This is a genomic window from Agathobaculum sp. TL06 (assembly GCF_054658635.1).
The window spans coordinates 34,838-56,732 of the sequence record NZ_BAAGGY010000021.1 but is presented as its reverse complement, the minus strand read 5'-3'; the positions used below and the strand labels follow the sequence as shown (position 1 = coordinate 56,732).

General features: G+C 56.1%; 17 protein-coding genes and 1 pseudogene. 12 read left to right on the top strand and 6 right to left on the bottom strand.

The features are described 5' to 3' along the window. The first annotated feature begins 172 nt into the window (after positions 1–172). The 3 genes from ACYQ3S_RS12620 (at position 173) to ACYQ3S_RS12610 (ending at position 3,353) form a co-directional block, all read left to right on the top strand. Complete coding sequence (locus tag ACYQ3S_RS12620; protein WP_459689557.1) at positions 173–997, top strand: TIM barrel protein; 825 nt, start codon at positions 173–175, stop codon at positions 995–997. Between the two features lie 96 nt (positions 998–1,093). Beyond that, positions 1,094–1,771 carry a GntR family transcriptional regulator gene (locus ACYQ3S_RS12615; RefSeq protein WP_459689556.1) on the top strand — a complete coding sequence of 226 codons (678 nt, stop codon included), beginning with the start codon at positions 1,094–1,096 and terminating at the stop codon, positions 1,769–1,771. Between the two features lie 106 nt (positions 1,772–1,877). Next, positions 1,878–3,353: a tagaturonate epimerase family protein gene (locus tag ACYQ3S_RS12610; RefSeq protein WP_459689555.1), complete on the top strand. Its 1,476-nt coding sequence runs from the start codon at positions 1,878–1,880 to the stop codon at positions 3,351–3,353. Between the two features lie 57 nt (positions 3,354–3,410). Here ACYQ3S_RS12610 and namA read toward each other — a convergent pair whose 3' ends face one another. Continuing rightward, complete coding sequence (namA, locus tag ACYQ3S_RS12605; protein WP_459689554.1) at positions 3,411–4,439, bottom strand: NADPH dehydrogenase NamA; 1,029 nt, start codon at positions 4,437–4,439, stop codon at positions 3,411–3,413. A 314-nt stretch (positions 4,440–4,753) separates the two neighbouring features. Here namA and ACYQ3S_RS12600 point away from each other — a divergent pair, with 314 nt between their 5' ends. Further along, complete coding sequence (locus ACYQ3S_RS12600; protein WP_459689552.1) at positions 4,754–6,115, top strand: condensation domain-containing protein; 1,362 nt, start codon at positions 4,754–4,756, stop codon at positions 6,113–6,115. A gap of 68 nt (positions 6,116–6,183) precedes the next feature. Here the strand turns inward: ACYQ3S_RS12600 and ACYQ3S_RS12595 are convergent, their stop codons facing one another. The 3 genes from ACYQ3S_RS12595 to ACYQ3S_RS12585 all read right to left on the bottom strand — a co-directional run bounded on the left by ACYQ3S_RS12595 (position 6,184) and on the right by ACYQ3S_RS12585 (position 9,648). Beyond that, positions 6,184–7,845, bottom strand: a complete 1,662-nt coding sequence (locus tag ACYQ3S_RS12595; RefSeq protein ID WP_459689550.1) for a SulP family inorganic anion transporter — start codon at positions 7,843–7,845, stop codon at positions 6,184–6,186. A gap of 121 nt (positions 7,846–7,966) precedes the next feature. Then, positions 7,967–9,067 carry a glycerol dehydrogenase gene (locus ACYQ3S_RS12590; protein ID WP_459689548.1) on the bottom strand — a complete coding sequence of 367 codons (1,101 nt, stop codon included), beginning with the start codon at positions 9,065–9,067 and terminating at the stop codon, positions 7,967–7,969. A gap of 254 nt (positions 9,068–9,321) precedes the next feature. Continuing rightward, positions 9,322–9,648, bottom strand: a complete 327-nt coding sequence (locus ACYQ3S_RS12585; protein WP_459689546.1) for a winged helix-turn-helix transcriptional regulator — start codon at positions 9,646–9,648, stop codon at positions 9,322–9,324. A 121-nt stretch (positions 9,649–9,769) separates the two neighbouring features. On the opposite strand from ACYQ3S_RS12585, the gene ACYQ3S_RS12580 reads away from it, so the two are divergent. Both ACYQ3S_RS12580 and ACYQ3S_RS12575 read left to right on the top strand, forming a co-directional pair. Next, complete coding sequence (locus ACYQ3S_RS12580) at positions 9,770–10,318, top strand: nitroreductase family protein (protein ID WP_459689544.1); 549 nt, start codon at positions 9,770–9,772, stop codon at positions 10,316–10,318. 151 nt (positions 10,319–10,469) lie between these two features. Further along, on the top strand, positions 10,470–10,853 hold the full coding sequence (locus ACYQ3S_RS12575) for a hypothetical protein (RefSeq protein WP_459689542.1): 384 nt from the start codon (positions 10,470–10,472) through the stop codon (positions 10,851–10,853). 126 nt (positions 10,854–10,979) lie between these two features. On the opposite strand, the gene ACYQ3S_RS12570 is transcribed toward ACYQ3S_RS12575, so the two are convergent. Next, positions 10,980–11,813 (bottom strand): MerR family DNA-binding transcriptional regulator, encoded by an 834-nt coding sequence (locus ACYQ3S_RS12570; RefSeq protein ID WP_459689541.1) that lies wholly within the window; start codon positions 11,811–11,813, stop codon positions 10,980–10,982. A 109-nt stretch (positions 11,814–11,922) separates the two neighbouring features. On the opposite strand from ACYQ3S_RS12570, the gene ACYQ3S_RS12565 reads away from it, so the two are divergent. Both ACYQ3S_RS12565 and ACYQ3S_RS12560 read left to right on the top strand, forming a co-directional pair. After that, a complete protein-coding gene (locus tag ACYQ3S_RS12565) occupies positions 11,923–13,275 on the top strand; it encodes an MATE family efflux transporter (RefSeq protein ID WP_459689539.1) in 1,353 nt (450 codons plus the stop codon). Between the two features lie 535 nt (positions 13,276–13,810). Beyond that, positions 13,811–14,060, top strand: a pseudogene (locus ACYQ3S_RS12560) (transposase); the annotation flags it as partial. Positions 14,061–15,181: 1,121 nt separating this feature from the next. Here ACYQ3S_RS12560 and ACYQ3S_RS12555 read toward each other — a convergent pair. Beyond that, entirely contained in the window at positions 15,182–15,802 is a 621-nt protein-coding gene (locus ACYQ3S_RS12555; RefSeq protein WP_459689537.1) for a TetR family transcriptional regulator, read from the bottom strand. Positions 15,803–16,761: 959 nt separating this feature from the next. Between ACYQ3S_RS12555 and ACYQ3S_RS12550 the strand changes: the two genes are divergently transcribed. The 4 genes from ACYQ3S_RS12550 (at position 16,762) to gltA (ending at position 21,355) form a co-directional block, all read left to right on the top strand. Then, the gene (locus ACYQ3S_RS12550; RefSeq protein ID WP_459689534.1) at positions 16,762–18,165 is read left to right on the top strand and encodes an MFS transporter; all 1,404 of its coding nucleotides are present in this window, start codon (positions 16,762–16,764) and stop codon (positions 18,163–18,165) included. Between the two features lie 91 nt (positions 18,166–18,256). After that, the gene (locus ACYQ3S_RS12545; protein WP_459689532.1) at positions 18,257–19,081 is read left to right on the top strand and encodes an NAD(+)/NADH kinase; all 825 of its coding nucleotides are present in this window, start codon (positions 18,257–18,259) and stop codon (positions 19,079–19,081) included. A 20-nt stretch (positions 19,082–19,101) separates the two neighbouring features. Continuing rightward, complete coding sequence (locus ACYQ3S_RS12540; protein WP_459689531.1) at positions 19,102–19,965, top strand: sulfide/dihydroorotate dehydrogenase-like FAD/NAD-binding protein; 864 nt, start codon at positions 19,102–19,104, stop codon at positions 19,963–19,965. After that, complete coding sequence (gene gltA / locus ACYQ3S_RS12535) at positions 19,958–21,355, top strand: NADPH-dependent glutamate synthase (protein WP_459689529.1); 1,398 nt, start codon at positions 19,958–19,960, stop codon at positions 21,353–21,355. The genes ACYQ3S_RS12540 and gltA overlap by 8 nt, the downstream gene beginning before the upstream one ends. Positions 21,356–21,895 lie beyond the last annotated feature (540 nt).

Sequence of the window (21,895 nt, the reverse complement as noted above, 5' to 3'; positions counted from 1 at the left end):
TGGAGTATCTGGAGAAGCTGGTAAACGACATTCTGGAGCGCTACCCTGCGGGTCAGCTTCCGCCGACCGAGCTGATGACCCAGCGCGACCCCGAGGCGGTACGCGCCGTCCTCGCCGGCGAGCGCCATATCTATACCCTCGCATACGATTGACCGGAGGAGAGTGAGCGAACATGAAAAATCTGCTCGCCATCACGGCGATCACCAGCGGCGCCCCGCGCGCGCCGCTGGTGCTGCGCGGCGATCTGGTGAAAGCCGTCGGGCAGGCTGCGGATTGGGGGTATGACGCCATCGAAATCCACATCATCGATGCGGGCGATTTTCCGCTCCCGCTGATGAAAGACGCATGCTCCCGTTATGGCGTCAAGGTTTCCGCTATCGTCACCGGTCAGATCTTCACCCGCCGGAACCGGTGCATCACCTCCCCCGATCCGGCGAACCGCGAAGCCGCCATGGCCGAAGTAAAGGCCTATATCGACATCGCCGCCGCGCTCGGCGCGACGGACGGCGTCGTGATCGGCTGGGTAAAGGGCAACCGGCCGGATACCCAGCAGGAGGAGTTCGACCGCCTGCTGGCCGGTCAGCTGCGCGAGCTTGGCTCCTATGCCTCAAACAAGGGCCAGCGCATCCTGGTCGAGGTCATCAACCGGTATGAAACCAACCTGTTCAACACCGCCGCCGAGCTGCGGGAATTTCTGGACAAATGGGCGCTGCCGAATTGCTGGATCCATATGGACACGTTCCATATGAATATCGACGAAGCGGATATGCCGCAGGCAATCCGCACCGCCGGCGACAAGCTGGGCTATCTCCATGTTGCCGATTCCAACCGCCTGTATCCCGGCGCGGGGCATTTGGATTTTGCCCCTATCCTTGCCGCGCTGCAGGAGGTGGATTACCAGGGGACCATCTCGCTGGAGTGCATCCCCGAGCCGGACAGTATGACTGCCGGCGTCCGCGGCATGGCATTTCTGTCAAAAGCCGTGAAATGTTCTTGACAGTACTTGGAGATTATAATAGACTAATTTTAGCAATTCGATGCAAAATAACAAAATTATGGTCTCCTAAAAGGCTGTGAAGAATGGTGAAAACGAATGGAATTTTTTGACGAAGGCACTGCAAACGGCGAAAGCAAATCGGAATTTGTATATCGGGTCCTGCGGGATAATATCCTCAACGGCACTTATGCCCCCGGCGCTGCGCTGTATATCCGCGAGCTCAGCAGCCAGCTTGGGGTCAGCCGCACGCCTGTGAAGGAGGCCATCAGCCGCCTGGCGTTCGAGGACTATGTCGAGCTGCTTCCCAACCGCTGCGCCATCGTCTCCAGGATCAGCGCTACCGAGGTCATCGAATTGCTGGAACTCCGGGAGAGCCTGGAACGCTCCGCCGCCTACTATGCCGCGCTGCGGCATACCGAGGCGGATATCATGGAGATGCAGCAGATCCACGATTACCACCGGACGATACCGGCTGAGCAGAAAGAGGCTGTGGCGAAATGCGATCAGCGCTTCCACATGGCGATCGCCAAAGCCACCTACAACCGCCAAATGTATCAGACGATCGAAAAGGTGTTTACCAAGATGGTTCGCGTATCCGTCGCGATTTCCCAGGCGCGCCTCCCCGACTCTCTCGTACAGCATACCAACATCCTCAATGCCATCCGAGAGGGCAACGCAGAGGCCGCGCGCCGCTATATGTCGGAACACGACCAGGATATCCTGACCTCCGTAAAGCTGTTCCAGTATCAAAATATCCATTTGTTCCGCTCGTAACCCTTACATCTATAAAAAGTTCCAGATTCCAAACGGATCTGGAACTTTTTTGTCTTTCCGCGCATTACAACGCCGCGTCTGCGCGCGAACAAAGGAGAAATTGAAAATGGAAAAGCTGATTGACCTTCTTCCCTCCCTGCAGGATAAGCTGCAGGACAAGCCGCTCGCCCTGTACCCCGAATCCTGGAACCAGCTGGAAAACGGCCAGCTCTGCATGGCGGATTTCGGCTCTTACGACGCGATTCTTTTCTGGGGCAGAAACTGCCCGTTTCCGACCGACGAAGTCGTGGAAATCGACCAGCTCCCGCTCGCCAGGGTCCCCCTGACCCACGAAACCGCGGTCTGCCTGCACCATCTTCTGCCCTTCACCGCCCCGCAGCCCGTCCTGGGACAGGACCGCAGCTTCGGCATGGGCGACCGGCTCGGCATCGCCACCCTGGGCCATATCCGCGCCATCCGGAAATATGATGTGTACCCGATTTTCGCCCAGCAGTCCATGCGCGAGATCAAGCTGATGAACCGGACGTATGACGACGTGCTGGACCGCGTGACCTTCCAGGTGCTGCAGGCCGGCTTCAAAAAGGGCTACGGCGCGGACGGCGACCACCTCAAGTCCCTGGAGGAGGTCAGATACGCGATCGGCTGCGGCTATACCATGATTACCCTGGACTGCAGCGAGCATATCCGCGGCGAGGCGGCGTCCATGTCCGGCATAGAGCTGGAAGCGCTGCGCCCACTCCCTGCCGCGCTGGAGCAGGAATATCTCGGCCGTTCGTTCCAGCTTACGGGCGACGTTTCCGTCCAGTTCACCCGCACCACCCTGCACCAGGCCTACCTGATCTATGGCGAGGCCATTTCCTTTGCCAAATCGATTTACGACGCCTGCATCGCCGGTTCCAGCGTGGAGCTTGAAATTTCGATCGACGAGACCGAAACGCCCACCACGCCCGCGCAGCATTTCTTTGCCGCCAATGAGCTGAAAAAGGCCGGCGTGGTTTTCAAAACCATGGCGCCCCGCTTCTGCGGCGAATTCCAGAAAGGCATCGATTATATCGGCGACCTTGCGCAGTTTGACGAGGAATTCAAGGTGCATGTTGCGGTGGCCGACCATTTCGGCTATAAGATCAGCGTGCATTCCGGCTCGGACAAATTTGCGGTCTACCCCTCCGTCGGCCGCATGACGCACGGGCGGTTCCACGTCAAGACCTCGGGTACCAGCTGGCTGGAAGCGCTGCGCCTGGTCGCGGTCGCGGAGCCCGCGCTCTTCCGCGAGCTGTACGCCTATGCCATCGGCGTATTTCCGGAGTCGCGCGCCAATTACCATGTTTCCACCGAGCCCGAGCAGATTCCCGATATCTCCGGCATGGCGGACAAGGATCTCCCCTCCCTGCTCAATCTGGCCACCTCGCGCCAGCTCCTGCATATCACCTACGGCAAAATCATGAACGAAACCAATCCGGACGGCTCGCTCCGCTTCAAGGACCGCCTGTACCGTTTCTGGCGGGAGCACCGCGCGGAATACGACAGCATCCTCGAGCGGCATATGGACCGCCATCTCAGCCTGTTGATGCCCCATATGTGACTTTGTGAAAAAAACGCCTCCAAAGCGCTGCTTTGGAGGCGTTTTCCCTGCGTTTTTTTACCGGCGGGCCTTGAAGCCGCGCGCATACGCCGCGGGCCAGTCGTAATCAATCCGGTAATCCCGCGCTGTGTTGAGCACCCAATAGGGGTTGCGCAGCAGCTCGCGGCCGAGCGCCACAAGGTCCGCGCGGCCGTTCCCCAGGATTTCTTCCACCTGATGCGGGTCGGTAATCAGGCCGACCGTAATCACCGGCAGGCCGGACGCCTGACGGAGAAATTCCGCCGCCTTGACCTGATAGCCGGCATACAAGGCCGCGGGCGGGGTTGGCACAACGCCGCCCGTGCTGACGTCAAGAATATCCGCATAGGGCCGTATGAGCGCCGCGACCCGCGCCATCTCCTCCGGATGCATCCCCTCCGGCTCGTAATCCTCCGCGGAAACGCGCACCAGCACCGGCTTTTCCGCCGGCCACACCTCATGCACCGCCTGCAGCACCTCAAGCAGCAGCCTGCAGCGGTTTTCGGTCGAGCCGCCGTAGCCATCTGCGCGCCGGTTGGTCAGCGGGGACAGAAACTCGCTGAGCAGGTAGCCGTGCGCCGCGTGGATCTCGATCGCATCGAACCCAATCCGCGACGCCCGCTCGGCCGCGCTGCGAAACGCCGCGACCGTTTCCCGCATGTCCGCTTCGGTCATTTCGTGCGGCAGGGGCGAGCCTTCGTCAAAGGGGATCGCGCTCGGCGCATAGACCGCGGGGACCGACGCCTCGCATTTGCGCCCCGCGTGGTTGAGCTGAAGCGCCATTTTCGCCCCCTGCTCCTGGCAGGCCCTGACGATCGGCGCGAGCGCCTCTGCCTGCTCGTCGTTCCACAGGCCCAGACAATGATCGGAGATCCGTCCGCAAGGCAGAACCCCCGTGGCCTCCATAATAATCAGCCCCACGCCGCCCACGGCGCGCGCGATGTAGTGCGAAAAATGGAACGCTTTCGCCACACCGTCCGTCCCCGCGCTGTACATGCACATGGGCGGCATCACAATCCGGTTGCGCAGCGTCATATTTTTTATGGTAAAAGGGGTCAATCCATACATATGCAATTTCCTTTCCCGCCGGATACCGGCGCGCAGCAGATTTCTGTTTTCTTTTCAAGGCAGCGGCTCCGGCCTTGCCGTCCGCTTCCGCCGCTCTATTTACAGTATACGCCAAATGGTCCGGCGGCACAATCCGCTCCGTTTATTTTTCCGCAGGAGGCCTGTCGGACTGTGCGCGCCTTGAACGTTCACTATCCATACATTTCACGAAGTTTTGTCTAAAATCCGACTTTCTTTTTCCCCTTCCCGCGCTTATAATAAAATTGGTATAAACCGGTAAAACAACGGAGAAAGAAAAAGGGGGATGATTCTTGATGGAACAGTATCCGATCACAGCCGCGCAGCGGCTGCACCTTGTCACGCTGCAGAATGCGTGCGAAAAGCAGGTGCTCAATATCTGCGTCAGCCTGTTCATCCATCTGGAGGTTGATTTTGACGCGCTCGCGCGGGCGGTGCGCCGCGCGGTTGAGCGGGACGACTCCGTGCGCGTTCGCTTCACCCGCGGGGAGGACGGAACCGCCCGCCAGTATATCGTGCCGGCGGACGACCGTCCGGTCCGCCATGTCGATCTGTCCCGCATGACCGAGTCCGAGGCCATGCTCGAACTGCACCGCTGGAGCCGCCAGCCGTTCGAGCCGCGGTGGGACGCGCCGCTGTTCGAGATCGTCACCGTTGCCATGCCGGACGGCTGGAACGGCGCCTTTGTCCGCATCGACCACATGCTGTCCGATTCCTGCGCCATGATCGTGCTGCTCTGCGATGTGGTCGAGCTGTACGCCGCCGAGGTGTTCGGCACCAAGCCGCCCGCGGACCGCGCCCCCTACCTTGCCTCGCTGCAGCGCGACTTGGAGCGCGCGGCCGATCCGGTCCGCACGGCGCGCGACCTTGCGTTCTGGAAAGAGCAGGCCGAACGGGAGGGCGAACCGCTCTACACCGATATCCGCGGCCCCGGCCATACCGCCTCCGGCGCGCGCTGGGCGCACAGCGAAAAGCACGACCTGACGGTCGGCCAGCGCACATTCATCCTTGAGCCCGCGCCCGCCGAACGCCTGCTCGAATTCTGCGAGGAGCAGAATATCTCCATGACCAACCTGCTGCTCATGGGCCTGCGCACCTATCTGTCCAAGCAGAATGGCGGTGAGCCTGATATCAGCGTGCGCAACTATGTATCGCGCCGCGTGTCCCGCATCGACCGCAAAGCCGGCGGCACGCGCATCCACTGCTTCCCCTGCCGCACGGTGATGCCCGCGGATACCAGCTTTATCGAGGGCGTGCGCCAGATTGCCGCGGTCCAGAATCAGGTATACCGCCATACGGATTTCGATACGCTGGAAGCCGACCGCCTGCGCCGCGAGCGCTGGGGCGCGCCCGCGGACGCTCTGTACGAAAGCATTGCGCTCACCTACCAGCCGTTCCCCATGCGGATGCAGGACGACCGCCTCAACCAGATCGAGTACCGTTCGATCTGGCACGATAACGGCACCGCCGTGCAGCCGCTCTACCTGACGGTCATGCATCGTCCGCTCGGCACGGGCATGGATTTCTATTTCAAATACCAGGCCGCATGGTACAGCCTGGAGGAAGTCGAAAAGCTGTATTACTACCTGATGCGCATTCTGTTTGCCGCGGTCGAGGATCCGGAGATCACCATTGGAGAGCTCATCCGCACGGTCTGACGCCGCTCTGTCCCACTTCGAAAAACCGCCTGCCGGCTTGTGGGCCGGCAGGCGGTTTTTATGCTTTTTTATCCCCGCTGGGCCGTCTGCACGTTCTCCGGACAGGGGCGCGGATCGAGCAGCGCGCGCTCGACGCTCCAGTAGAACGCCTGCTCGCCCATCAGCTCCACAATGCCCGCGCGCCGCAGCATGGTCATGGAGGCCGTGGGCAGCCCGCAGATCGCCACGTCCACGCCCCTTTCGCGGAAGCCCTCCAGAATGGCCTGCAGGGTCTGCGCGGCGGATACGTCCACCGTCGGCACCCCGCGCATGGACAGCAGCAGCGTATCGCAGCCCGCCGCACGGTCGGGCAGCTCCTCGAGCACGCTGATGTTGGCGAACAGCAGCGGACCGGTGATGTAAGCGACCATCGCGTTGCTGTACCGCGCGTTCAGCACCGGATCGTCGTTTTTCAGGCGGGACATATCCACCCGCTCATAGTTGATCTGCAGCTTGGACAGGCGCGCGACCATCAGGATCAGCCCGAGCCCCACGCCGACCACGATCGCGACCGTCAGGTCGAACACGATCGTGCAGACCATCGTGACCGCGAATTTCGCAATCGCCCCCTTGAACCGGTGGGAAAACATATACCGGATCGCATGCCACTCGTTCATGCGCCACGCGGTCACCATCAGGACGCCGGCCAGCGCAGCGAGCGGCACGTTGCGAATCACAGGCGCGAGCGCGAACATCATAATCAGCAGCCCAACCGCATGGAACACGCCGGTCAGACGGGTCTGCGCGCCCGAGCGCACCGCGACCGAGGTACGGGCCAGCGCGGCGGTCGCCGGTATGCCGCCGAACAGCGGCAGCACCAGGTTGCCTACCCCCTGCGCGAACAGCTCCTGGTCGTTATTGAGCTTGACGCCGGTCGCCCGCCCCGCCGACGCGCCGCACAACAGGCTTTCCAGCATGTTCAGCACCGCGATGGAAAAAGCGGGCGCCAGCAGCGCGGGTACGGCGCTCCAATCGACCGCCCGCGGGGAAAGCCGGTCGGGCAGCAGCAGCGTCTGCGGTATTTCTCCCACCGTCGCGATATCCAGGCCGAGCAGCATGGTCGCGGCAGTCGCCAGAATAATGCCGATCAGCGACGCCGGAACAACCGCGTTCCACTTCTTCGGGAACACAACCATCAGCACCGTCACAAACAGCGCGACCGCCGTGGTCGCCAGATCGGGCCGGAAGCCAAGCGTGCCGTAGCTTGCCAGCTTGGCCAGCGCCGACCCGCCCTCGGAATATGTGCCGAAAAAGTTGTCGATCTGCCCCATGGCAATGATTACCGCGATGCCGGAGGTGAAGCCTGTGATGACCGGCGCGGGTACGAACGCCGTCAGGTTGCCCAGATGCAGCACCGCTGCAATCAGCAGCATGATGCCCGCCAGGAAGGTGGCCACAAACATCCCCTGCATCCCATATGCGCCGATCAGCGAACCGAGGATCGCCGCCATCGCTCCGGTCGGGCCGGATATCTGGTAGTAGCCTCCGGTCAGCGCCGAAATCACCAGTCCGGCGACGATTGCCGTTACCAGGCCGCAGGCTGCGGTCGCGCCCGCGGAAACGCCGAACGCCAGCGCGAGTGGCAGCGCAACCGCCGCCACTGTCAGCCCTGCCATCAGATCCTGTGACAGTTTATGCCCGTTGTATCCCCTGAACTCGTTCCTGAGCTGCTGCAGGAATGCCTTTCCCATTTCATTTCCCCCATTTTCTGATTTTTCCCGCGCCCCTCACGGCGCGAAAAGCCCCGCAATGCTGCATCGCGGGGCTGCGGGACATGGAACGGCGCCGCGCCGTCCATGTCCCCTGTTTGTTTCAGCGCGCCAGGTACTCCCGACCGATCCGGTCCGCTTCCAGAAGCGCCTGGTACACGTCCTCCGCCGTAATATCGGGGGACAGGTTTTTGGTGGACTGCGTCGGTACGCAGGCCGCCTCCGCCACCTTGCGCAGGGTTTCCTCCCTGATCTCGGTAATGCCGAGCTGTGCAAGCGTCATCGGCAGCTCGACCCGCGCCAGGAAACCCAGCACCTCCTCAAGCGTCTGCGCATCCGCCTTTTGCAGCACAAGCTGGGTCAGCACGCCAAACGCGACCTTTTCGCCGTGGTACATGCCATGCGCCTGCGGCTCCTGCGCGAAGCCGTCGTTGATCGCGTGGGCCGCCGCAAGGCCGCCGCTTTCAAAGCCGACGCCGCTGAGCAGGATATTCGCCTCGACCACCTTTTCCAGCGCGGGCGTATATTCGCCGCGCTTGACGCCGTCGAGCGCTTCCGGCCCGTAGCGCAGCAGCAGGTCATAGCACAGGCGGCTCATCATGGCGACGGTTTCGGTCTCCTGACCGCGCGCCATGGTCTTGACGCCGTTTTTGCGGCACGCCTCCGCCTCGAACCAGGTCGAGAGCGCGTCGCCCATGCCGGCCGACAGCAGACGGGCCGGCGCCTTGGACAGGATCTCGGTATCCACCAGCACGAGGTCCGGATTGCGGCGCATCATGACCGCCTTGACCACCACGCCCTGCTCATTATAAAGCACCGCCACGCCCGAGCACGGCGCGTCGTTCGAGGCCACGGTCGGGATGATGATGCAGGGCAGGCCGCCCAGATTCTCGGCAACGGTCTTCGCCGTGTCGATCACCTTGCCGCCGCCCATGCCGATCACGGCGTCGCAGCCCGCGGCCTTGCAGGCGTCCATATGGGCGAAGACCTCAGCCTTGGTCGCCTCGCCGTGGAATTCGGCAAAGACAACTGTTTTTTCCTGCTCCGTCAGGCTTTGCTCGATCTCCTCGCCAAACCGGCGGCGGCCGCCGGGCGAACAGAGCACATAAAACGTGCTGCCAAGCTTTTTCACACTCTGACCGAGCTTTTTTCGCTCCCCAAAGCCCTGTACATACCGGCCGGGCGCTTTCATTGCGATAGACATTGTGGTGCATCCTCCTTGTTGTTCCCCGGGCGTCCCCTGTCCGTCCGGTGCAGTTTGTATTGCCGAAACGAGCCGCTGTATCCGCTTCTGCGGCTATTATATCATATGTATCCGTATTTTTGAAGAAAAAACCGTTCCCGCGCGCAATTTTCTTCCATGCGGAGCTCCCCTTTCCTCCCCACCTTTGCTTTTCGCCCCCGCGCTGTGTAAAATAAGGGTGTCTTAGGGCGGCGGACAACGTCCGCCGCCCCTGGTTATACCTGTCCATGCGGATCGTTATTTAGCAGATAGGCTTGTTTTCCCCAGTCTCCCAACGCCTGTAGCGCCGGATCAATCGCTTTCCCCAGCTCGGTCAGCGCGTATTCCACCCGCGGCGGAATCTCATTATACTGTTTGCGGTCAACGATCTTGCACTGCTCCAGCTCCTCCAGGGATTTGGAAAGCATAACGCTGGAGATCCCGTTCAGCCGCCGCTGCAGCGCATTGAAGCGAATGGGCTCTTGCTGGTTCAATTCCCAGAGGATCTGCAGCTTCCACTTTCCGCTCAATAAATCCAGAGCATATTTTACCGGACAATCCATCCCAACGTCTCCTTTACTTTATTTTTTCTAAGCAGGTAAATAAATATTGCGTACTTGTTATATTCTTATCAGACAGTATAATTATAAACACGGCCGAAAAAAATGTAAAGGAGTCTGACTGATGAATGTGTTCCATGCGATTGAACTGAGGAGAAGCGTCCGCGCCTATACCGCTGCGGCCGTTGAAAAAGAAAAACTGGAAGCCATCGTCAAGGCGGGAAACCTTGCGCCTGTGTTTGGACGGTTCCATATCACCGTGATCCAGGATCCCGCGCTGCTGCAGGCGATTAATCAAACCACACTGGAACGGATGAAACACTCCGGCAACGATTTCTTGGAAAAACGGGCCGCCACAGAAGGATATATTCCTCTGTACGGCGCACCCGTTCTGCTCGTGCTGTCCGCGCCGCACGGTAATGACCGCAGCGGATTCAATATGGCGAACGTCTCCTGCGCGGCGGAAAATATGATCCTTGCGGCCACAGAGCTGGGCTTGGGGACCTGTTTTGTTATGGGACCCATGCTCGCTTTTGACAATCCGGAACTGGCCGAAAAGCTCTCTTTGCCGGCGGATATGGTGCCGCTTGTCGGGGTGCTGGTGGGCTACCCCGCGGAACCCCTTGCAGCCAATGCCCGAAAAACACCGGAAAATGTGACCTATCTCATCTGAACCCGCCATATGCCGCCTTACCGTCTGCGGGATTTCTTTTTCAGAACCGTTGTGATTGCATTAATTTTTGTCGTTTCATGTCGCCCGTTGTCGAATATTACATATTCTGTCATATCATGGAATCATCTTACAATCAAGGTGGTTTTATCATATGGAAAAATCCGAGCGAATCATTCGAACGATTATCGGCGCGGAAAAGGCAAACACCCATGCGCTCGCGCTTTCCGTGGATGTCATGGCCGACCTGCTCTTCCGGCAGAAAATCCCCATGGATGATATTTATGTCGGCAGCGACGTCTATCCGGTCGTGGCCAAGCGGTCAGGTAAATCGCTGACTGCCGTCACGCGCCAGATCGAACGCACCGCCAACCTCTGTCTGGACGCGCTGCACAGCCCGCTGGCCAAGCAGTATATTGGCCGCACGACTTCCGCTCGGCCGACGCCGCGCATGCTGATTATTTATCTGGCGTTTTACGTCCATTTCGACAAGCCCTTTTTCGAGGTCATCCAGGAGCATCCCTCGCTCCTCTTCTGAATCTGCCGATTCCCGCGGCTTATCTCACATGGCAAACAGGCCGGAGGCTTATGCCTCCGGCCTGTTCTCCGTTTGTATCCGCTTGCGTCCGACGCGCCGCGCTTCCACAAAAGCTGGGACGCAGCCCTAACCCAGGAGAGCCTCCTTTTCCTCCCACTGGTCATTTGCTGCGCTGCACCGCAATTCATACATGGGGTCAGCGTAATGGAATTGCTCCGCAAAAAGCTCCACCTCCACCACAACCCGATTGCTTCCCGTCCGAAACAGCGCGGGAAAAATCGCCGGCGCTTGTTTGATCCGGCTTTCCCTGGATACCGTACACAGATATTCGCCCCCGGGAATGCGCATGATTTGCGAGTGCTCTTGCAACGCATTCCCCGTTTCCCGCAGGTCGATGAACAAATAGGTGCGCGCTCCCTGTTCGGTATAGCGGAGCAGCTGTCCATTGTTAAATCCAGCATGCAGTCCATGCCGCTCGATCTCGGTAATCATCCGGTACATGGCGGCATGAAAATCCGGATCGGTCTGCGTCCCTTCATAAGGGATGGTCCAGCACTGCCTTTCCGGAAAGCAGGCCTTGATAAGATGTTGCGCGCTGCAGCTTTCTGCGTGGCACATCTCCTGCTGCATGCTCTCTAAAAAATACAGCCGCTCCTGAATACGGCGCATTTTCTCATAGGCAGTCTGCTTTCCATATTCCAGCAGGCCTGCATAATCAATCCGTCCATCCGTTTGCGAGAGGAACGCTCGAAAAGCCTTGAGCGGGATATCAAGCTCCACACAGTATTGAACCGCCTCCACGATCCGCGTCTGGGAAAAGGTATAGTACCGGTATCCGCTGTCTGGGTCGACAAACGCCGGCTTCAAAAGGCCAAGGCTTTCGTAATAACGCAGGGACTGGATATGTACACCGGTCAGCTTGGATAGCTTCCCGATGGAAAACAGCCGCTTCTTATCCATAAATTTTATCCTTCCCTATTGACTCTCATATTATAGTAGACTTTATAATAAATCGCTGTGGAGAAAAAGTCAACCCGCCTCACTGCGGCGGGACGAAAGGAGAATATTTATGGATCTGCTCAGAGACAAGGTAGGTGCGCTGTATCAAAGGTTCCTGTGGCCCTCCCTTTTTGCCGCGATGGTGACCACGATCTACAGCTTTGTGGACACGGTCGCTATCGGCCAGGGCGTCGGGCCGGACGGGGCGGCGGCCGCCGCCATCATCTACCCCATTTTAGGGGTGGCGTCGCTGATCGGTTTTCTGTGCGGGATCGGCGGTTCGGTCCGGCTGGGAAAGGCCCGGGGCGAGGGCGAAATGGAAAAGGCCAACGCCTATTACACGGCGTCCCTTCTCCTGGTGCTGATTCTGACCGCCATCGTCTGGCCGCTCACCATCCTGTTTGACGAACAGCTCTTCACCCTGTTTGGGGCCAGCCAAACGCTGATGCCGCTGGTGCTGGAATACGGCGACTGGGTCATCTGGACATTCCCCGCCTTTATCCTCTCCGCTTACTTCACCTGTATGATCCGCTGCGACGGGGCGCCGAATTTTGTCATGGCGGCCGTATTGGCGGGCGGCGCGTTCAATGTGTTCGGCGACTGGTTTCTGGTTTTCCCCATGGGCATGGGGATGGCGGGCGCGGCGATCGCCACGGCGGGCGGCACAATCATCCAGTTTTTGATCCTGCTGTGCTACCTGCTGCAAAAACGCTGCCGACTAAAGCTGGTGCGCCCGTTCCGGTTCGCGGGCGCGATCTGCAAATCGGTTTCCGCCGGCTTCAGCGCATCGGTCCTGGAATTTGCGTTCATCGTCCTGACCTGCATTCTGAACAACCAGATCATGCGCTACGGCGGCGAGGTCGCGCTTTCGGTCTTCGGCGTGGTGCTCACCTGCTCCGGCATGTTCCAGCATATCTATACCGGCGTGGGACAGGCCATCCAGCCCATTGCGGCCAATAATTACGGCGCGGGACAGTTTTCCCGCATCTTCCGGCTGCGCCGGATCTCTCTGACAACGGTGCTGCTCATGGGCGTCGTGTTCACCGCGTTGGGTCTGCTGTTTCCCACGCAGATCATCCAATTTTTCATGGACGCCACTCCGGCAGTGATCGAGGCTGCGCCGGAAATCGTCCGCATCTATTTCCTCTCGTTCCTGTTCATGGGAGTCAACATCTGGGCCACATCGTATTTCCAGTCCATCATGCGGACGCTCACCTCCTCCGTGCTCACCATCCTGCGGGGATTTGTCGTCAGCAGCATCCTGCTGTACCTGCTCCCTGTTCTGATGGGAGGCGTCCGCGGCGTCTGGTGGGCGATGGTGCTGACCGAGGGCATTGTGGCGGTGGTCACGCTGTTCTGCGTCAAAGCCGCAAACCGGCGTATGCAAGCCGAGCAGGTATCCCACGGTGAAGCGGCCGCCTGACAAAGCAGATTATCCCCATCGGCAGTACGGGCCTGCCAATCGAAGATCTGCAGCGGATCACCATCATTCTGCGCGATATTCTCTCTTTGGAATTCAAATAGCGTTTTTTCTGTTTGAGCGGCCACTGTTACCCTTTGGTCTTCACGGAAAGGAATGGAACGGCAAGCCAGTATTGCTACACGATTTGAGGCAAAATAAAACCCGCACTTTTTCAATTAGAAAAAGTGCGGGTTTATGGCGGAGACGGAGAGATTTGAAAAGCAAAAACTTGATTTTTTCAATCTTTATAGGTCTATTATCTGCAGAAATATTTAATATTGCCAATAATTCATGACATATTGCACATGCTGTTTTGGTTGATTGTTTTGGGATTGCAGCACGATTGCAGTCATACTTGTTATAGTAGAAAAAATACTGCACGATAGTTTTTAGATTCGAGCAAATCGGCGTGCATTTCAATTACATGGGCAAAGCCATGGAGCATTGCTTTTTGTTCAAGAATATAAGGAAGTAGCAAAAGAAAGATGAGGAAAAAATAGAAGCCTCCTTTCCCCGATATGATATCAGCGACGAGGTATGGGGCCTGCCGGAGTTGCATCTGCCCGGGCAGCAAGGACAATGAGTTGGAAATACCAGGATAATCGGCGCTTTATCAACGCAGTATTTTGGGGCTACGAACCAAAGGACCTTGGCGTGATCTGCCGCCGGATTATGAATGGCTGCTGATCGACGCAAACCATATGAAAGTACATCCTCGTATGGCAGGCGCAAAGGGCAAAAAGCAGAAAATATGTTTTCAAACTTTTGCCGTTGTTAATCCACCCATTATGTACCAAAAATACAAATTTCATCACTGTTAGCACATACAATTCAGGTTGTTATCAACGTGTTTGCACTCGCCGCTGCACTCAAACAAACATGATATTCCTCGCTCACCAGCCTGTAACTGGCTGGTGTTTTTATTTTCAACACATTTTGTTCATGCAAGGGGCTGCTCCGTACTGTCTTTCGCTTTTCGAATCGCTTGGATCAGCTCATTCTGCTGCGCTATACTAAACAATCGTATAACAATCATCCTCTAATAAAAAGGCAGCTTTGTACGTTTCGCAACATTATCCGTATATCCGTTCAGCTCAATTGATTGACGATTTTGCTGATAACGGCGTTCTGTTGAGCCTGTCAATAATAAAGGCCAAAAACGCCCGCAAAGTCACGATATGGCTCGTGACATCCTCTTTTCTTGATAGCACCGTACGTTGAATACAGGAAAGACGTTAACAGGCGGTGCGCGGCGAACTTCCGCAGCATCCTCCGTGACCGCGCCAAACCAGTTTACGATATATCTGACCTCAGGCTGCGTGGCTGGCACCTGCGCGGTTTGCGATACGGGTGCCACCTGTTCTTCAGGCACCCGCGGCTAACTTGTTGTCTGGTGTGTACTGGCTGTGGTGCGGAAAGATGGCCTGCCTGTGGCATCTGCTGCACACTGGGCTGCCCCGTATAATCCGACTCAGGTTGAGGCGACTGCACCTTCTGCAGTTTGGACTGTGACTGTGCTTCCGGAGTTACGGAAGGCTGGTATTGACTGAGGTTTCATTGCCTGCGCTAATGCGGATATTTGATTCCCAAGACCTACAGCGAGAAGGCTTATCTTAAAAACTGCTCTAAGCTGTTGCCAGTTCCCAAATTCATTCCATGCCCATTGTTTTGCAGTTCACTCAAGTCTTTTGCCTCTATTCTCTGCTGTATTCATCCGGCTATGGAAGTATGTACAGTTCAGGCAAACAGACTGCCTCTTGGGCTGATTGCTACAATCTTATTTCAGCCTTACTATCTTCTTATTTCCGTTTTGCGAAGCAAAGGCGCTCTCTCCATAAATACCGGATATGGCAGACGGGCTCTTTTGCTAAATATCTTCAGCCTGCGCAATCCAGAAATCTAGGATCTTGTTCATTAGCTGGATCAACTCCATGGCTGCCTCCGGCGGAAGGTTGGTTCCATATTTTTCATCCCAAAGGGCATAGTGATGCATAGCCGTGACATACATCATTTCCCCAGCCAACTCCATGTCACTGTCGGACAGCTTCTTCCCCATAGAATCAAGTCTTTTCTTTAAAATTATTTTCTTTCCATGGATAAAGCGTTCCTTCCAAATATTGAATGGAGCGTTGAGGTCGTCCGACTCGGACAGATTTTTTCCGAGCGACTTGTTTCCATTCCAGGCTTGCAGAAATTTTTGCAATACAACTACCGATGTAGAATCCAAATTATTCAATGCCAAATTTCCCTCTGCAAGGGTACTAAAATAATCGTCAACATACTCTCCGATCTCTAAAAGGCTCTTGGAGTATATTGAATTGGTGATATAGGTGGCTAAGTCATATTTGTCACGAAAATAATGATAAAAAGTTTTTCGGCAGACGCCGGATTTTTGGCAAATATCGGAGACAAAAATATTCTCCAGCGGCTTTGTTTTGAGAAGGTCAGACATGGTTTGGGCCAACAATTCCTTTATGATAGTCCGCATCATCATTCCTCCCTTTCAATGTCAATAAGAACGGGGATGAACTATTTTTAGCATAGCATGAAACTTACCAAAAGTAAAGATACAGCTTATCATGTGCCGACGTATACACATCCGAAAATTGTAGCCAAATGTAACACAAAAAATATCTGTAAATTGTACTATTTTGCCTATTGAAATATAATAAAAACAGTTATAAGAAGTGTGCAAAACTCCTGCAGATCTCGTTTTTTTCAAACAGGCTCTAAGATATATATGGGCTTTCCAGATGCAGCATAAACGGTAACAGATGCAATGGAGAATGGGTAACGGCTCAAGGCTTAACCTGCTCTCCTATACTTAAAAATAATTTTGGGGGATAGGTGTTTTTCCATTAGCTATCTCTTTGCAGCGGGATAGTATTTTTGTCAGACCTGGCTAAGAAAGGAGGATTCCAAAGCTATACTGCAATGACTGTTTTATCGCTAACTAATTGGGACACGTTTTTCTTCTGGGCGTATAGTTCGCATTCCGCCTACCCTCTTAGGGCGTATGGACATAATGCTACAGCCATATCCTCTGCAAAAGCCGCCTATCCGTCTATTACATTTGCAACCCTTCTCAAAGACATGAAGTATGCGGGGAAGGGAGTCTTTATACTGTGAACAGCTATGCAGCGAAGCATGAAATCGCCTGGCAGGGCTCTCACACGAAGAGACTCTAAATACTCTGCGTTCGGATTCCTACTCATCCCTATTATTATGACTTCACCCAGATGCCACAATGTATGTGGCGATGTTTTGATAAGCGCTGGTTGGGTCTGGTGGAGAATCCTCTGCCATGCTTAGGGACTTATGATGACCCGCCAATGTATTGCTGTATGGTAGACTATGCTTTGTACAGCTTCAAGGTGTTTAAAAGGCAGTCCAATTTTAAAAAATTGCACTTTTTTACCAGAGAGAAGCGTACGGTTAGGAGACATTATGAAAGAGACAATCGATGCGAAACAGATGCGGGGAGATGTTAAGCTTTCTTTTCGCCAGAGAGTAGATTACGGTGTTTATGAATTCGGATACTATTTGACCTATAACTGGATCACCCTTTTTATGTCGTTGTACTATACGGAGGTAATCGGTGTACCGCTGACATCTGTAGCAGCGCTTACGTTGCTTGTACGCATTTTTGACGCCGTTAACGATCCAATTATTGGCTCTATTGCAGACAGAACCAAAAGTAGATGGGGGCGTTATAAGCCGTGGACTCTTGTGGGCGGACTATGCTTAGCGGTTCTGGTCGCCCTTATGTTTAGTGCCAGCCCAGATTGGGGGATGAGTCTGAAAGTTGTATATATGTATGTACTCTACATCCTGGTCACATTAGCCTCCACCGCGTGCTACATGCCCTACTCCGCTCTGAATGGGGTGCTGAGCGCCAATGCGGCAGAGCGCGTAACACTGTCGAATTTCAGGGTTGTATTTCAAAATATCGGCGGACAAATGACGGGGATGATCGCTGTCCCAATGGTCCTGTATTTTGCCGGTACAAAGACTGGTCCTGAAGCCGCACCTGGCTATTCAAAAGCCGTTATCATTTGTGCGGCTGTGTTCATCCCCATCGCAATCTACACCTCTGCCAGAGTAAAAGAGGTGGTCCTACAGCCGCCAAAACAGGATAAGATCCCGCTAAAAACACAATTGGCTTGCCTGGTGAAGAACCCCTGTGCGCTCATCGCTGTCTTGGGCCTGTTTATGCACGGTACCGCACAATACGGAAGAGCGGGTATGCTGTCCTACTACTTCCAGTATGTCGTGGGCGATTTGGGCTTGGTAGGTGTCTATAGTACCATTTCCCTTGTGGCCTGTTTTATCGGGCCGCCTGCTGCAAGCTTACTCCATAAAGCGCTAAAGCATAAAGGAAAGGCTATGACAATTGCATTTTTAGGTGTGGTTGTGACGACCGCGCCCATTTACTTCATACGAGAGATCGGTATTGCGTTCTGGTTACTGCTGTTTATTGGGCAAATTTGCGTATCCGCAGTAGGTGGAATTTCCTATGGCTTGGTTGGGGATGTAACCGACTACGGAGAATACAAGTTTGGCGTTCGTGTAGACGGCTTCCTAGCCTCCTTTGTGTCGCTCTCCTTGAAAGTGGGCGGTGCTGTAGGGCCGGCCGCATTGATGCTTGCAATCGACCAGTTGGGCTTTGTCCCCAATGCTGCAACGCAAAACATAGCAGTGGTCAACGTACTGGCGGCCAGTATAAGTTTAGTGATCTCTGCCTGCTCGCTAATAGCAGCCATCGCTTTTCTCTTTTATAAACTGAGCGACACAGAGCAAAGCCGTATTTGGGCTGAATTAGAAAAACGTCGCGCACAAGATATAAGCTGAGAATTACCCGCCTATATATTGTAGCAGCGCTGGACGGTTTCATGTTGGAACAATTGACGAAAGCGCGAGCAGAAAGGGGAGCGGTGTGAGGATGCTTTTTTGTGCAGACGACTGCACATACACGAAGGGTCTGTCCCAGGATATTTTCTCCTTTTTGCTTCAGCAGGGGGTAGATTGTGAACAACTTTCCCTGCATGGTGATCCTCGCCTCTGTCCAGAAGAGCAGTCACCACCTTTCTGCCAAGACAAACGATTCTCTCCCAAGTGCCTTGTAATCGCATTAGGGCGAGAAACGCTCTTGGCCAAAGCCACAGCTATGGCAGCCGTGATGCACTTTCCAATTCTGAGACTTGGGACTGAACGCGACAGCCAATTGTCAGATCTGCCTGCGGAGGAGTGGGAACAATTGTGGAAGTTGTTGCAGGGTGCGTTTGAAATAAAAAGTTGTTTGATGCTGGCAGCTCATGTAAAACGAGGAAACAGCATAGCCCACAGGATAGTGGTGGCTGGCGATCTTGCAATCACAGGAACGTATCCTGGACAGATAGTGCATTTAAATACTTTTGTGGCGGAAGAATTGCTGTGGGAATTACATGGCGATGGCGTTGTTATTTCCACCCCTACTGGTGCAGGAGGCTACTCCTACCGAGCCGGTGGATGTTGGATGGACCCGAGTATGCAAAATTATATGGTTACACCAATCTGTTGCCATAGCATTAAAATGAGACCCGTGATTCTAAGCCATAAACAAACCTTAAAGGTTTCCCAGGCAAATCGTAGCTACGTTCCTGTCAGAATTATAGTAGATGGATGTTACGCTTTCCACTTGAAACAAGGAGATAGTCTAATAATCAGCGCTTGGGAGCAGAAGAGTTTTTGCGTACGGTTGAATGGATCAAACATATTTTCTTATTAAGCAAATAGGGGGTAGTATCATTGTATCGAATCGCAACCAAACGCCGCCTGCACGACACGGTAACGCTACTGGAGGTGGAGGCGCCGGGCGTGGCGCGCAAGGCGCAGCCCGGGCAGTTCATCATCCTGCGCATTGACGAGCAGGGCGAGCGCATCCCGTTGACCATCGCGGGATATGACCGGGAAAAGGGTACGGTCACCATCATCTTCCAGAAGGTCGGTGCGACCACGCGCCGCCTGGACACGCTCGAGGAGGGCGAGGCGCTGCAGGACTTCGTCGGCCCGCTGGGCAAGCCGAGCGAGCTGGAGGGCAAGCAGGGCAAGAAGATCGCGGTCATCGGCGGCGGCCTGGGCATCGCCATCGCCTACCCGCAGGCCAAGGCGCTGCACGAGGCGGGCGCAAACGTGGACGTGATCGTCGGCTTCCGCTCGACCAGCCTGTTCATCCTCATGGACGAGCTCAAGGACGCCTGCACCAATCTGTACGTCATGACGGACGACGGCTCGAACGGACACAAGGGCTTCGTCACCACCGCGCTGGAGGAGCAGCTGAAGGCGGGCGTGCAGTATGACGAGGTCATCGCCATCGGCCCGCTGCCCATGATGCGCGGCGTGTGCAACATGACCAAGGAATATGGTATCCCCACCATCGTATCCATGAACCCCATCATGATCGACGGCACTGGCATGTGCGGCGGCTGCCGCCTGACCGTCGGCGGCGAGACCAAGTTCGCCTGCGTTGACGGTCCGGACTTTGACGGCCACCTGGTCGATTTTGACGAGGCGATCAGCCGCAGCCGCATGTACAAGGCGGAGGAGGCGGCCAGCATGGAGCGCCACGCAGATTGCAACCTGATGAAGAAGGGGGAAACGGCAAATGCCTAACATGGATCCGAAAAAGACCCCGGCGGTCGAGCAGGACCCGATCGTCCGCAGCGGCAACTTCAAGGAGGTCAGCGCGGGCTACACCACCTACGAGATGGCCAAGGGCGAGGCCGAGCGGTGCCTGAACTGCAAAAATATGCCCTGCGTATCCGGCTGCCCGGTGAACGTGCAGATCCCGTCCTTTATCCAGAAGATCAAAGAGGGCGATATGGCGGGCGCGCACGCCATCCTCAAGTCCACCAGCAACCTGCCCGCGATCTGCGGCCGCGTTTGTCCGCAGGAGAGCCAGTGCGAGTGCAAGTGCGTGCGCGGCATCAAGGGCGAGCCGGTCGGCATCGGCCGCCTGGAGCGCTTCGTCGCGGACTGGGGCATGCAGCACGCGGACGAGCTGCCGCAGGCCGAAGCCGCGGCGCCGAACGGCAAAAAGGTGGCCGTGGTCGGCTCCGGCCCTGCCGGCCTGACCTGTGCGGGCGACCTGGCCAAGCTGGGCTATCAGGTCACGATCTTTGAAGCCCTGCACACCCCGGGCGGCGTGCTGGTATACGGCATCCCTGAGTTCCGTCTGCCCAAGGCGCTCGTGCGGCAGGAGATCGCGACCGTCGAGGCGCTGGGCGTGGAGATCCGCACCAACGCGGTCGTCGGCCGCATGGAGACCGTGGATGAGCTGCTCGAGGAGTACGACGCGGTATTCGTCGGCTCGGGCGCGGGCCTGCCCAACTTCCAGAAGATCCCGGGCGAGAACCTGAACGGCGTATATTCGGCCAACGAGTTCCTCACCCGCATCAACCTGATGAAGGCCTATACCTTCCCCGAGGCGGATACGCCGGTGCGCGTGGGCAAGCGCGCGGCCATCATCGGCGGCGGCAACGTGGCCATGGACGCGGCGCGCTGCGCCAAGCGCCTGGGCGCGGAGGAAGTGTACATCGTCTACCGCCGCTCGGAGAAGGAGATGCCCGCCCGCGTGGAGGAGGTCCACCACGCCAAGGAGGAGGGCATCATCTTCAAGATGCTGTGCAATCCAGTCCGAATCGAGGGTGACGAGAACGGCTATGTCAAGCGCATGGAGTGCATCGAGATGGAGCTGGGCGAGCCGGATGCCTCAGGCCGCCGCCGTCCGGTACCCAAGCAGGGCAGCGAATTTATGCTGGATGTGGATACGGTGGTCGTTGCCATCGGCAACAGCCCCAACCCGCTGATCAAGAGCACCACGCCCGGCCTCGAGACCCAGAAGTGGGGCGGCATCGTGGCGGACGAGGATGGCCGCACCTCCAAGAAGGGCGTTTACGCGGGCGGCGATGCGGTCACCGGCGCGGCGACCGTGATCCTCGCTATGGGCGCGGGCAAAAAGGCCGCGGCTGCCATCCATCAGGACTTGTTGAGCAGCCAATAAGGAAAAAATGTTGCAGTGGTCACAAAACAGCCCCCGCACCTATCCGGTGCAGGGGCTGTTGCTTGCGTACGGAGTGGGAAAACAGAGAATCGCGATGCAGCTCTGTTTATTGGCAGATAACACCTAAACGCTGGATACTCCCCGAGCTGTCGCCGCCAGCAAGCTTCTTCGATCTCAAGTATAGATTCACTTTCGCAGGTGTGTTTTTTGGGGAATATGGAACTTCTTTACAAGGAAACTTTCCCTATATTTGAGAAATACTATGGCAAACTGAATTTATACCCATCAAGGGATAACCATAAAACTCTGCTATTAATAACCTTATTTCAAAATATGCAATATTGGGTATTCAATATACACATAGCAGGATACTGCGCAGATATTGGCATGGTTTTGGGCAGATGCATAGCATGCAAAGAATTAAGCAAACAACATATTTAGGTAGACGTTTTTAATTCCTAAACCGAAATCGGTTAACTGCTCGATAACTACGAAAGGGCGCTTTAAAGCGCCCTTTCGTAGAAACAATATAATTTTTAT